11 protein-coding genes are annotated in these 11,734 nt (G+C 73.2%); 7 read left to right on the top strand and 4 right to left on the bottom strand.

What is annotated here, in order from left to right:
* Positions 1-40: 40 nt before the first annotated feature.
* From V5O46_RS27405 to V5O46_RS27395, 3 genes are all read right to left on the bottom strand, one after another.
* Complete coding sequence (locus tag V5O46_RS27405; protein ID WP_332887389.1) at positions 41-1,270, bottom strand: beta-ketoacyl-[acyl-carrier-protein] synthase family protein; 1,230 nt, start codon at positions 1,268-1,270, stop codon at positions 41-43.
* Complete coding sequence (locus V5O46_RS27400) at positions 1,270-1,536, bottom strand: acyl carrier protein (protein WP_332887388.1); 267 nt, start codon at positions 1,534-1,536, stop codon at positions 1,270-1,272. Before V5O46_RS27400 ends, V5O46_RS27405 begins: the two co-directional genes overlap by 1 nt.
* A gap of 242 nt (positions 1,537-1,778) precedes the next feature.
* A complete protein-coding gene (locus V5O46_RS27395; RefSeq protein ID WP_332887387.1) occupies positions 1,779-2,792 on the bottom strand; it encodes a beta-ketoacyl-ACP synthase III in 1,014 nt (337 codons plus the stop codon).
* A gap of 388 nt (positions 2,793-3,180) precedes the next feature.
* Between V5O46_RS27395 and V5O46_RS27390 the strand changes: the two genes are divergently transcribed.
* The 4 genes from V5O46_RS27390 (at position 3,181) to V5O46_RS27375 (ending at position 7,328) form a co-directional block, all read left to right on the top strand.
* The gene (locus tag V5O46_RS27390; RefSeq protein ID WP_332887386.1) at positions 3,181-4,173 is read left to right on the top strand and encodes an aldo/keto reductase; all 993 of its coding nucleotides are present in this window, start codon (positions 3,181-3,183) and stop codon (positions 4,171-4,173) included.
* Between the two features lie 62 nt (positions 4,174-4,235).
* Positions 4,236-4,934, top strand: a complete 699-nt coding sequence (locus tag V5O46_RS27385; protein WP_332887385.1) for an HAD family phosphatase — start codon at positions 4,236-4,238, stop codon at positions 4,932-4,934.
* Between the two features lie 79 nt (positions 4,935-5,013).
* Entirely contained in the window at positions 5,014-5,703 is a 690-nt protein-coding gene (locus tag V5O46_RS27380) for an HAD-IA family hydrolase (RefSeq protein ID WP_332887384.1), read from the top strand.
* Positions 5,704-5,753: 50 nt separating this feature from the next.
* Positions 5,754-7,328, top strand: a complete 1,575-nt coding sequence (locus tag V5O46_RS27375) for an MFS transporter (RefSeq protein ID WP_332887383.1) — start codon at positions 5,754-5,756, stop codon at positions 7,326-7,328.
* A 443-nt stretch (positions 7,329-7,771) separates the two neighbouring features.
* On the opposite strand, the gene V5O46_RS27370 is transcribed toward V5O46_RS27375, so the two are convergent.
* Positions 7,772-8,785: a ScbA/BarX family gamma-butyrolactone biosynthesis protein gene (locus V5O46_RS27370; protein ID WP_332887382.1), complete on the bottom strand. Its 1,014-nt coding sequence runs from the start codon at positions 8,783-8,785 to the stop codon at positions 7,772-7,774.
* Positions 8,786-9,209: 424 nt separating this feature from the next.
* Between V5O46_RS27370 and V5O46_RS27365 the strand changes: the two genes are divergently transcribed.
* The 3 genes from V5O46_RS27365 to V5O46_RS27355 all read left to right on the top strand — a co-directional run bounded on the left by V5O46_RS27365 (position 9,210) and on the right by V5O46_RS27355 (position 11,682).
* Positions 9,210-9,962: a flavodoxin family protein gene (locus tag V5O46_RS27365; protein ID WP_332887381.1), complete on the top strand. Its 753-nt coding sequence runs from the start codon at positions 9,210-9,212 to the stop codon at positions 9,960-9,962.
* 20 nt (positions 9,963-9,982) lie between these two features.
* Positions 9,983-10,963 (top strand): DUF5996 family protein, encoded by a 981-nt coding sequence (locus tag V5O46_RS27360; protein WP_332887380.1) that lies wholly within the window; start codon positions 9,983-9,985, stop codon positions 10,961-10,963.
* Between the two features lie 596 nt (positions 10,964-11,559).
* The gene (locus V5O46_RS27355; protein WP_332887379.1) at positions 11,560-11,682 is read left to right on the top strand and encodes a hypothetical protein; all 123 of its coding nucleotides are present in this window, start codon (positions 11,560-11,562) and stop codon (positions 11,680-11,682) included.
* The last annotated feature ends 52 nt before the right edge of the window (positions 11,683-11,734 follow it).

Raw genomic sequence — 11,734 nt, 5'->3', positions numbered from 1 at the left:
GCCCCGGGCCGGCCCCCCCCCCCCCCCCCCGGCAGGGGGGTCAGGCCGCGGTGAAGACCAGCGCGGCGTTGTGGCCGCCGAAGCCGAGCGACGTGCTCACCGCCACGTCCACCCGGGTACTGCGGGGTTCGCCGGCGACCAGGTCGAGTTCGAGGGCCGGGTCGGGGTTCTTGAGGTTGGCCGTGGGCGGGACCATGCCGTGCTGCACCGCCAGCACGGTGTACGCGGCCTCGATCGCGCCGGCCGCCGCCAGGGCGTGCCCGGTGACGCCCTTGGTGGAGGTCACCGCCGCCCCGCTGCCCACGACCCGCCCGAGCATGGTGCCCTCGACCAGGTCGTTCATCGGTGTGGCGGTGCCGTGGGCGTTGACGTGCCGCACCTCGGACGGTGCCACCCCGGCGTCCGCGAGGGCCGCCCGCAGCGCCCGCTCGACGCCCTCGCCGCCGGGCTCCGGGGCCGTCGCGTGATGCGCGTCGGAGGCCGCCCCGTACCCGCCGACCAGCGAGCGGATCCGGGCACCGCGGGCCCGCGCGTCGGCGGCCCGCTCCAGCACCAGGACTCCCGCCGCCTCGGCGGCCACGAACCCGTCGCGCTCCGCGTCGAACGGCTTGCCCGCGTGCTCGGGCGCCTCCCGGGACTTGGACAGGGCGCCCATCCGGCACAGCCCGGCCATCACCGTCGGGGTGAGCGCCGACTCGGCGGCACCGGCCAACACGACGTCGCACGCCCCCGAGCGCAGCAGGTCCCGGGCCGTGCCGACGGCCGTGGCACCCGACGCGCAGGCGGTGGCGGTGACCAGGCCGGGGCCACGGGCACCGCAGTCGATCGCCACGTACCCGGCGAGCATGTTCGGCATGTACTTGGTCACCAGCAGCGGAGAGACCCGTGCCGGGCCGTCCTCGGACAGCGTGCGGTGCTGCTCCTCCAGCGTCGCCGCCCCGCCCAGCGAGTTGCCGAGCACCACGCCGACCCGGGTGCCGTCCCACCGCTCGGGGTCCAGGCCGGCATCGCGCACGGCCATGCGGGAGGCGACCAGGGCCAGCTGCACGAACCGCTCCAGCTGCCAGGAGGCGAACCCGCCCAGCAGCTCCTGGGCGTCGAAACCGGGCACCCGGCAGGAGAAGTCGGCGGACAGGTCGCCGAGCGTGTCGTCCCGGGTGGCACAGGAGCGGCCGGTGAGCACCCGCTCCCAGTTCTCCTCGACGCCGATCCCGGCCGGGGTCACCAGGCCCAGGCCGGTGACGGCTATGGCGTCGGTTCCGCCCGCCATCAGACCGACGCTCCCTTGGCGGCGAGCAGTTCGACGACGTCGTCGATCGTCTGCTCCTCGGCGAGCTCGCCGTCCTCGATCCGCACGTCGAACTCCTTGTCCAGGACGAGCCCCAGCTCGATCAGGACCAGCGAGTCGAAGGACAGCGCGCCCAAAGTCACGCCCGGGGTGATCGCCTCGGGCTTGACCCTGAAGTGACCCGACAGCAGCGCGGAGATGCGCTCGGCGGCGGGCTGCACGGTGGTGTGTTCCTGGATGTGCTGCATGGTGTCTGCTCCTGAGGGTGGGGGGCGCCCGGCCGCACGCGGACGGGTCGCCGTGTCATGGGCGGTCCCGGAACGTCGTCGTCCCGGGACGGGAGGGAGAGAGGTCGGACGGGAGAGCGGCGGACCGCCGGTGGACACTCGGGCCGGTGGACGCTCGGCACGCTTCCGGGGAGGCGCCGCACGGGACGACGACGGCGCACAGGGAGGCGCCGCACGGGACGACGGCGACCGGGACGACGGCGTCAGCCCGGGGTGGTCTCCGGCCAGACGAGGCCCACCGATCCCCAGGTCAGCCCGCCGCCGAAGCCGCCCAGCACCACCCGCTGGCCGGGCCGCAGAACACCGTCGGCGACCGCGTCGGCCAGGACGAGCGGGACGGACGCGGCGACCGTGTTGCCGACCCGCTCGATGTTGGAGGGGAAGCGCTCCAGCGGTACGCCGACGCGCTCCGCGACCGCCGCGAGGATCCGGGCGTTGGCCTGGTGCAGGACGATCCGGTCGACGTCGGCGGGCGTGCCGCCCAGCGCCGCGGCCGTCGCCTCCACCGAGGCCGCCATGTGCCGTACGGCCTCGGCGAAGACGGGACGGCCGTCCATGGTGAAGTAGGTGGCGGCCTCCTCGGCGGGCAGACCGGTGGACCGCTGCCGGGAGCCGCCCGCGGCGACCTGGATGAGGTCGCTGCGGCTGCCGTCGCTGCCCAGCTGCAGCCCCCGCAGGGCGCCCGGCTCGTCCGGGTCACCGGCCCGCAGCAGCACGGCGCCGGCCCCGTCGCCGAAGATGGCCCGCGTGGTGCGGTCGGCCGGGTCGAGGATGGTGGAGAACGTGTCCGCGCCGATGACCAGCACGCTGCGGGCGAACCCGGACGCCACCAGCCCGGCGGACACGCCGAGGGCGTAGACGAAGCCGGTGCACACCGCGGCGATGTCGAAGGCGCACACGCCGGTCAGCCCCAGCCGGCTCGCCACTTCCGGGGCGGTCGCCGGGCAGGGCCGGTCGGGGGTGCTGGTGGCCAGCACCACCACGTCGGCGGCGTCCGTCCCGGCGGACCTCAGCGCCCGTCGGCCGGCCTCCACCGCGAGATCACCGGTGGCCGTGCCGGGGTCGACCACATGCCGGCGGGCGATCCCGGTACGAGTGCGGATCCACTCGTCGGAGGTGTCCAGCTCCCGGGCGAGCGCGTCGTTGGTGACCGCGGTCGGCGGCACCCAGCCGCCCAGCCCGGCCACCACCGCCGCCCGGCCGCCGGCCCCGCTCATCCGACCCCTCCGTCACCGCGACCCGGCCGGAGCCGGGCACCGTCGGCCGCCCCGGAGCCCTCGCCTGCCATAGCCATCACTGCGCTCACTGCGCACCCCTTCTCGCTGCCTTGCGGTCCGCCGGCCGTTCGTCCCGAAGTCCCGGGGCGGGCCGACGAGTTCACTGTGGCAACGGCAGCTCCGCTCCGGCTCACCACGGGCCCATGCCCCGCTCACGCCGGGACATGAGCGGCAAGTGAGCCGTGCGGGAGACGGGGTTGCCAGCATGGGAGAGCGCCCGGCGGCAGACGGCGGGCCGCCGGCCCCCGTGGAGCGCGCCGCGCCCACGGCTACGCGCCGGCCATCCGATTTCCCGAACGTGGACGACGTGGACGAGGAGACAGGACCAGTGCGGCAACGCAGGATCGGAACGGAGGGTCCGTGGGTCTCGGCCATCGGCCTGGGCTGCATGGGCATGTCGGAGTTCTACGGACCGACCGACGAGGCGCAGAGCCTTCGGACGCTCGAGGCGGGCCTGGACCTGGGGGTCACCCTCCTCGACACCGCCGACATGTACGGCAAGGGCCACAACGAGCGGCTCGTCGGGCAGGCCGTGGCCGGCCGCCGGGACCAGGTGGTCCTCGCCACCAAGTTCGGGATCCGGCGCGACGACCGCGACCCGCGGCAGGGCCGGCAGGTCGACTCCAGCCCCGAGTACTGCCGGCAGGCCATCGACGCCTCGCTCCGCCGGCTCGGTGTCGACCACGTCGACCTCTACTACCTGCACCGCCGCAGCCCCGACGTCCCGATCGAGGAGACCGTCGGCGCCATGGCGGAACTGGTCCAGGCGGGCAAGGTCCGGCACCTCGGACTGTCCGAGGTCAGTGCGCGGACACTGCGCAGCGCGCACGCCGTCCACCCGATCGCCGCCGTCCAGACCGAGTACTCGCTGTGGACCCGCGAGGTCGAGCAGGACGTCCTGCCGGCCGCGCGGGAACTCGGGGTCGCCCTGGTCGCCTACTCACCGATCGGCAGGGGCTTCCTGACCGGCGCCATCACCCGGCCCGAGGACCTCGACCCCTCCGACTTCCGGCACTCGCACCCGCGCTTCCAGCAGCAGCACCTGGCACGCAACGTCCGCATGGTCGAGCGACTGCGCGAGATCGCCCGCGACGCCGGCTGCACACCGGTGCAGCTCGCACTGGCCTGGCTGCTGTCCCGCGGCGAGGACGTCGTGCCGATCCCCGGCACCCGCCGTGAGACCTGTCTGCGGGAGAACGTCGCCGCCGCGGACGTCGAGCTCACCGACGACCAACTGGCCGCGGTGGCCGCCGCCGTACCGCCGGACGCCGTGTCCGGCGAGCGCTACGACCCCGCGGGCATGGCCACCGTCGGCCACTGACCGCCGCCCGCACCCCGACCCACCGTCCCCCCGAACCACACCCGAGAAACGGAAGACCTCCCGTGGCAGACAAGCTCCAGCAGCTCAGGCTCGCCGCCGTCAACATCGACGGCGTACTGCTCAACGACACCTTCAGCCCCGTCATCCACAACTTCATCGTCAGCCGCGGCGGCGAGTACACCGCCGACGTCGAGCGCAGCATCTTCTCCCAGCCCCAGCTGGTGGGCGGCCAGGGCATGGCCAACGCGGCCCGGGTGCCGTGGACCGCGCAGGAGGCCATCGACGTCTACTTCAAGGAACGCGAGGAGTACGTCCGGGACCACCCCGTCCAGCTCCTCGACGGCGCCGTCGACCTGTTGCGCCGGCTGCGCGCCCTGGGCCTGAGGACGGTGAGCTACGGCGGCCTGGACGCCTCCCACTTCGACCGCTACCTGGGCGAGCACGCCGACCTCTTCGACGAGCCCCGCTACGTCTGCACCAACGACTTCCGCCCCGGCCTGCGCGAGATCACCACCGAGGTCTTCGGCCTGGAGTACGACCAGGTGCTCTTCATCGACGACGTGGCCCGGGTCGCCGAGGTCGCCCGGGCGCTCGACATCCCCTTCATCGGGCACCCCAGCTCCTTCGAGCACAGCTTCCAGCCGCAGCTGATGCGCGAGGCCGGCACCCGCCACATCGTCGACTCGCTGCACGCCGTCGACGACGACCTGCTGCGCACCCTCGACGCCGAGGCCGCCGCGCACACGGTCTGGCGCGACTGACCCCGCGCCCCCGACGTACCGGCCCGGCCCTCCCCCGCGTCGGGCCGGTACCCCCTCCCCACCCACAAGGAGCCACCCCGTGGACCGCGACACCCGTGCGCACACCGTGCTGCTGGACTTCGACGGAGTGCTGAGCCTCAACGCCTCCAGCCTGCTGCTCCGGGCCCTGCACCAAGGCATCAACCGCCACACCGAACTCCCCTACGGCGCCACCGCCGCCCAGTTCAAGGCCATCTGCACCTTCCCGCAGCGGGACAGCCTGCGCGTGCTGTTCGCCGGACTCGGCATCGAACAGCATCTGGCGGACGGGATCGCGGAGCTGCGCTCGCTCACCGCCTTCGGCGGCACCCGGCTCGCCCTCGGCGACGGCGTCGAGGAGTTCTGCGCCGAACAGCGCGCCCACGGGGTGCGGCTGCGGGTCTTCTCCACCATGGACCGCAGCACCGCGCGCCGCGCCCTGCTCGACGGGCTCTTCGAGGCGCGGGACTTCGTCGCGCTCGACCACGCCTCCAAGGCCGACCCCGACACCTACAGCGCGCTGCTCACCACCGAGGCCGAGACGGACCCCGAGCGCTGGCTGCTCGTGGACGACTCTCCGCTGGCGCTGCGCGCCGCCAAGATCGCCGGACTGCGTACCGTCCTGATGCGCGGGGACGTCTTCACGGACGACGACGTGGCGCCGTTCGGCTCCTACATCGACGCCGAGGTCGCCTCCTTCGCCCAGCTCGGTGACGTCCTGCGGTCCGACCGGGCGGCGCTGCCGGCCTGACGGCGCCCGCCCCGTCCCCGCTCCCAGGCACCAGACAGGAAGCCCCCCCGATGTCCCACACACCTGCCGAAGCAGAGCCGGCCGCCGCACCGGCCGCCACCCGAACCGCGCCGGTCACCGGCGCGGGCGGCCCCCGGCCCGCGATCGGGCCCACCCGGACCCTGGTGGCCATCGCCCTCGCGGCCGTCATGCTGCCCATCTCCGTGACCGGCCCCGGAGTGGCGCTCGCCGACATGTCCGGCGCGCTGAACGCCTCGGCCGCCTCCACCCAGTGGGTCCTCAACGCCTACAACGTCGCCTTCACCGCGTTCATGCTGGCCGCCGGGTCGGCCGCCGACCTGTACGGGCGGCGCCGCATGTTCCTGACCGGCACCACGGTCTTCGCGCTGGCGTCGCTGGTGGCCGGCACGGCACCCACCATCGTGCTCGTCGACGCCGCCCGGTTCGTCCAGGGCATGGGCGCGGCGGCGGTCCTCACCAGCGGCTCGACACTGCTCGCGCACACGTTCAGCGGGGCCGCGCGGGCCAGGGCGTTCGGCATCTTCGGCGCCTCGATCGGATTCGGCCTCGCGATGGGCCCCTTCGTGTCCGGCCTGCTCGTCGGCGCGGCCTCCTGGCACGCCGTCTTCCTCGTCAACGTGGTCCTCGGCGCGGTGGTTCTGGTTCTGGCCCGCCCGCTGCCCGAGTCCCGCAACCCCGAGGCCCGGCGCATCGACAAGCCGGGCGTGGTCACCTTCACCCTCGCCCTGCTGCTGCTCGCGCTCGCCTTCGTGGAGGGACCCTCGCGCGGCTGGACCGGCCCCGGGACACTCGGCTCCTTCGCCGGCGCGGCGCTCTTCCTCGCCGCGTTCGTCGCCGTCGAACTGCGCAGCAGCGAGCCCATGTTCGACCTGAGCCTGCTGCGCCGTCCCACCTTCGTCGCCATCATCTGGCAGCCCGTCAGCATCGTCTTCGCCTTCGCCGCCCTGCTGGTCTACCTGCCGCCGTACTTCCAGGGCGCGGGCGGCGCCGGCTCCACCCTGTCCGGCGCGATGCTGCTACCGCTCACCCTGCCGGTGTTCGTGCTGCCGCTGTTCTCCGGTGCACTGGTGAAGCGGCTGTCGGTGCGCACGCTGCTGGCCGTCGGCCCCGCCGTGCTCGCCGTGGCCCTGCTCCTGATGACCCTCACCGACCCGGTCTCCTCGCGCACCGGTCTGTACGCCGCGCTGCTGCTCGCGGGGATCGGCATCGGCCTCGCCTTCGGCGTCATGGACAACGCGGCGGTCAGCGTGGTGGAACCGGAACGCGCCGGCATGGCGTCGGGCATGTTCAACACCCTGCGCGTCGCGGGCGAGACGATCGGCGTGGCCTGCGTCGGCGGTCTGCTGCTCACCGCGACCCGGCAGCGGCTGTCCACCGCCGGGGCGGACAGCGGCCCGATGGCGGACGACGTGGTACAGGGCCGGCTGTCCTCGGTGCGTGAGAGCGGCGGCGAGGATCTGGTGCACCGGGCCGTGCAGGGCCTGGAGCACGGCTGGAGCGTGGTGTACGTCGTCCTCGCCTGCGTCGCCTTCGCCGGCGCGGTCGCCATCTTCACGCTGGTCCGCGACCAGGACCTGGATCCGACGGCCACCGGCAGGGAGTGAGCCTCCTCCCGGCCGCCGACTGCAGCCGGAGCCACCGCGAGACCGTACCGCCCGCGCCGCACCTCCGGAGCGGGCGGTCGCCGTGTGCCGCCGGGCCGCCGCCGGCGTCGGACCCCGGCCGGGCACCGGAACCGGACCCGCTCGCATCCCGCCCGGCCCGCGCCCCGACCGCCCCGGTTCGTGAACGCCGTGCACAGCAGAGCGTGGGCTGCCGCCTCGCGGCTCGCGAGGCGGCAGCCCACTGTCCGTACGGGCACGGGCCGCGAGTTGTCGGTGTGGCAGGCCGGGCACCGGTCGTCCTTCGCGGCCCGGTCCGCCCGTCCGCCGTCGCCGCGGCAGACGGCTCGCCCGTCGGCGGCGCGCGGATCCGCGGGCCTGCACGACCCGTACGAGCGCACCGTCACCGGCCGACGTGGTCGCCGTGGCCGACGTCGTGGTCGCCGTCACGTCCCGCCGTCGGCTCCGGCCCGCCTCAGCGAGAAGGCGGCCTCCGCCACGTTCCGGCCGCCCTGCTCGAAGCCGACCTCGACGGTCGAGCCGCCGTCCGCCTCCTGCCACGCCGGCCGCCGTGCCCGCACGGTCAGCGGCGCGTCGAGTTCGGCGTAGGCACCGAACGAGGCGCGCAGCCCGGACACGGCCCACCGCTCGGCGCCCTCGCCGGTGAACGTCCCGGCCGACAGCAGGGCCGCCTGCCGCCCGGCCTCCATGAGCACCATGCCCGGGACATGGTCCTGCGGGTGGTCGAACAGGCTCGGGTGGCCGCCGGCCACCCGCAGCCGGGCCGCCACCGAGTCCCCGGCCGGTGCCGGGTCGAGCAGCACCACGTTCTCGGGCCTCGCGCGTCCCACGCGGGCCGGTTCCACCAGCCCCGCGGTCTCCGGGTGGCGGTACGCCTCCGAGGTCGGCACCGTCCCGGCCGCGCGGCCGCGCAGCTTCGCGTAGACCGTGTCCGTCACGTACTTGACCCGCATGCTCACCTCGCACAGAGGGCGCCCCTGCGCCGACACCCGCATGCGGTACCCGAGTCCGCGCAGGGTCCCGGCGACCCACTGCGCCTCCTGCGTCGTGGCCTCGACGGTCACCGGCACCGGGCCGCCCGCCGACCCCTCCGGGACGTCGCCGGAGAGCGTCATCGCCCACTCCTGCAGCACGAACTTCGTACCGGACGGCGCGCCGAAGTGCGCGTGCACCGCGTGGGTCTCCGCCTGCCGGCAGCACTCGAGCAGCAGCAGCGGGTCGAGCACCTGCGGTGCCGTGTGGTCGGTGTAGTAGGCGTGCGACGGCGGCAGCTGGGCGGCCGCGACGAAGCGCTCGTCGTCCACGCAAGCGCTGTCGGTGAGGAACACCTCGGACAGGGCGTGCCGGTGGACGAGGCTGCGCGGCACGGTCCGCTCGAACGTGAGCGCGGCTCGCGCCGCCGCGGCATCCGGTGCGGCCGACGTGATCGCTGCGGTCATACGGCTCCTCTTTCACAGGGACTGGCTGGGGGACGGGGACTACCGGGTCACCGGGGCGGTGAGGGTTCTCTCCCGGCCCGCCACGCTCCCAGCCCCGGCTAACACCCGGCTCACGCCCGCGTCATGGCGTCCACTGCGGCAGCTCTCCGGCTCCGCCCACCAGTGATCTGCACGACGCACGGCGTCCTCGACCGTCGGGACCTCGGTGGCGGGAGGAGTCCCCGCAGCATCCGCCGGGTGTCGGCACGCCCTCGGCCGGGGACCGGAAGGTCACGGGGCGGGTGGCCGGCGGAGCCCAGGCTCCGGCTCCCGCTCAGCTTCGCCCCCGTGGGCGTGGCGGAGCGGGGGAACGGCCTCTGTCCGCCCTACGGTGCTGGTCGCAGCGCTCTCGATCTCTCACCACACCCCCCGAGGGGAACCAGCCATGGCAGGACACACAACGGAACCGGACGTCAGGCCCACGACCGGGACGGGGCCCCGCTTCGACGGGCTCCGGGCGCTCTACATCAACGCCACCCTCAAACCGTCACCCGAGGTCAGCAACACCGGCGGCCTCATCGACCGCAGTGCCGAGATCATGCGGCGACACGGAGCGCAGGCCGACATCGTCCGGGCCGCCGACCACGACATCGCCACCGGCGTCTGGCCGGACATGACCGAGCACGGCGCCGCACGGGACGACTGGCCCCACCTCTACCGGAGAGTGATGGACGCCGACATCCTGGTCCTGTGCGGCCCCGTCTGGCTCGGTGACAACAGCTCTGTCATGAAGCAGGTCATCGAGCGGCTGTACGCCTGTTCCAGCAAGCTCAACGACGCAGGGCAGTACGCCTACTACGGCCGTACTGCCGGCTGCCTGATCACCGGCAACGAGGACGGCGCCAAGCACTGCGCCATGAACGTCCTCTACAGCCTCCAGCACCTGGGCTACACCATTCCGCCGCAGGCCGACGCGGCCTGGGTCGGTGAAGCCGGTCCCGGGCCGTCCTATCTGGACGCCGACTCCGGCGGGCCGGACAATGAGTTCACCAACCGGAACACCGCATTCATGACCTACAACCTGCTCCATCTGGCGGCGATGCTGCGCGCGTCCGGTGGCATCCCGGCCTACGGCAACCAGCGCAGCGCATGGGACGCCGGCTGCCGCCCGGATTCCCTCAACCCGGAACACCGCTAGCCGAAGCGGAGGTGTACCCCGTGAGCTTCGAGAACCCACCCAGCGCGTCAGCGTCCCCCCAGGGCGCGGCGTGGCCCTCACTACGGGTCGCCGACTGGACCGAAACGCGTGACACCCTGCACATGTGGGCACAGATCGTGGGCAAGCTGCGGCTGGCCCACGCGCCTCTGGTCAACCACTGGTGGCAGGTCACCCTCTACGTCACCCCGCGAGGTCTGACGACCGGCGCGGTGCCCTACGGGGACGGTGCCTTCGATGCCGAGTTCGACTTCGTCGAGCATCGGCTCACCATCCGCAGCAGCAGCGGCGCCGGCCGCGAGGTGGCCCTGGAGCCCAAGTCGGTAGCGGCCTTCTACGCCGAGGTCATGCAGGCCCTGCGCGCCCTGGGCATCGACGCTGCCTTCCAGCGGCGGCCCAACGAGGTGGAGCCCTCCATCCCGTTCGCCGAGGACGAGCAGCACTCCTCCTACGACGCGGCGGCGGCACACCTCTTCTGGCGCCAGCTGCTGCAGGCGAACCGCGTCCTGGGTCGCTTCCGGGCGGAGTTCGTGGGCAAGGTCAGTCCCGTCCACTTCTTCTGGGGGGCCATGGACCTGGCGTGCACCCGCTTCTCCGGCCGTCCGGCCCCACCTCATCCGGGCGGCGCCCCGAACTGCGGTGACTGGGTGATGGTGGAGGGTTACTCACGGGAACTGTCCAGCTGCGGATTCTGGCCCGGCGGCGGTGAGGAAGGCGCCTTCTACGCCTACGCCTACCCCGAGCCGGACGGTTTCGCCACCCACCCGGTCCGTCCCGCCGACGCCTTCTACAGCACCGAGAACGGACAGTTCCTGCTGCCGTACGAAGCAGTACGTACTGCCCGCGATCCCGATCAGGCGCTGACGGAGTTCCTGCGCACCACCTACGAGGCAGCCGCAGAGCACGGCAACTGGGACCGTGCCGCGCTGGAGAGCGATCCTCGCCGCTGGGAGCGGCCGGCGGCACGGACGGAACCGAGCTGAGGCCGGTTGGGTATGTGCGTGAGGTCATGGACGTCCACATGCAGGGCCGGGGTGATCAGCAGGGAATCTCCGCAGCAGCCGATCAGGGGCGGTTCCCCACGCGGCATCTTCCACAAGGTGGTCCGCAGGCTTCCCCCGGCGTGCTCCTCGGTGACCTCCGGCCACGACGTGCCTGCAAGGACCGTGCGGCACACGCGTTCACGGAGCCCCATGAAAGCGAGGAGCCGCTGGCCGCTGTGACACAATTCGACGCTTCCGGTTCCGAGCTTCCGGTTCCGAGTTCGAGCCGGAACTGGCCGAGCAAACACAACTGGTCAGGCGGAGACACCAACCTTGATCGCCTCGCTCACCGATGTCCGCGTGAGCGCACCCCGAAGGCCGAAGGCCTCACCAACGGCGCGTCACTGCTCGTGATGTCCCTCGTGCGACTCCGTAGGCGTGCCGCGTTCTCCGCGGAGGCTGTCGGCACCGGTTCCTGCTCCTCGTACACGCTGTGCAACTCCTCCGGGCACAGGTCCGAGGCATACCCCGAGGACCGTGGAGGGCCGTTGACGACGGGGTGACGCCGCGCTGACGGCCGCTCCGTAGCGTCGGACGTGGCGACGAACCTCGACGAGGCCCCGGAACACCTCTACGCCACCAGCACGGCCTCCTCCGGAGTGGAGAACGCCGTGTGGCCCGGAGGCAAGCTCGCGCAATCCGCGGAAGAGCACTCCTGACTACTACGTCAACGACCACGTCGACCGAGTGTCCGGCCCGCAGCATCTGCAC

Source organism: Streptomyces poriticola, assembly GCF_036689765.1.
Taxonomy (GTDB): domain Bacteria; phylum Actinomycetota; class Actinomycetes; order Streptomycetales; family Streptomycetaceae; genus Streptomyces; species Streptomyces poriticola.
Note: the sequence above shows the minus strand (reverse complement) of the source record. Positions and strands in the feature narration are given on the sequence as shown.

Bases quoted from the DNA above. Each gene is read 5' to 3' on its own strand.
- V5O46_RS27405 (WP_332887389.1), bottom strand. From the start codon at position 1,270: ATGGCGGGCGGAACCGACGCCATAGCCGTCACCGGCCTGGGCCTGGTG.
- V5O46_RS27400 (WP_332887388.1), bottom strand. From the start codon at position 1,536: ATGCAGCACATCCAGGAACACACCACCGTGCAGCCCGCCGCCGAGCGC.
- V5O46_RS27395 (WP_332887387.1), bottom strand. From the start codon at position 2,792: ATGAGCGGGGCCGGCGGCCGGGCGGCGGTGGTGGCCGGGCTGGGCGGC.
- V5O46_RS27375 (WP_332887383.1), top strand. From the start codon at position 5,754: ATGTCCCACACACCTGCCGAAGCAGAGCCGGCCGCCGCACCGGCCGCC.
- V5O46_RS27370 (WP_332887382.1), bottom strand. From the start codon at position 8,785: ATGACCGCAGCGATCACGTCGGCCGCACCGGATGCCGCGGCGGCGCGA.
- V5O46_RS27365 (WP_332887381.1), top strand. From the start codon at position 9,210: ATGGCAGGACACACAACGGAACCGGACGTCAGGCCCACGACCGGGACG.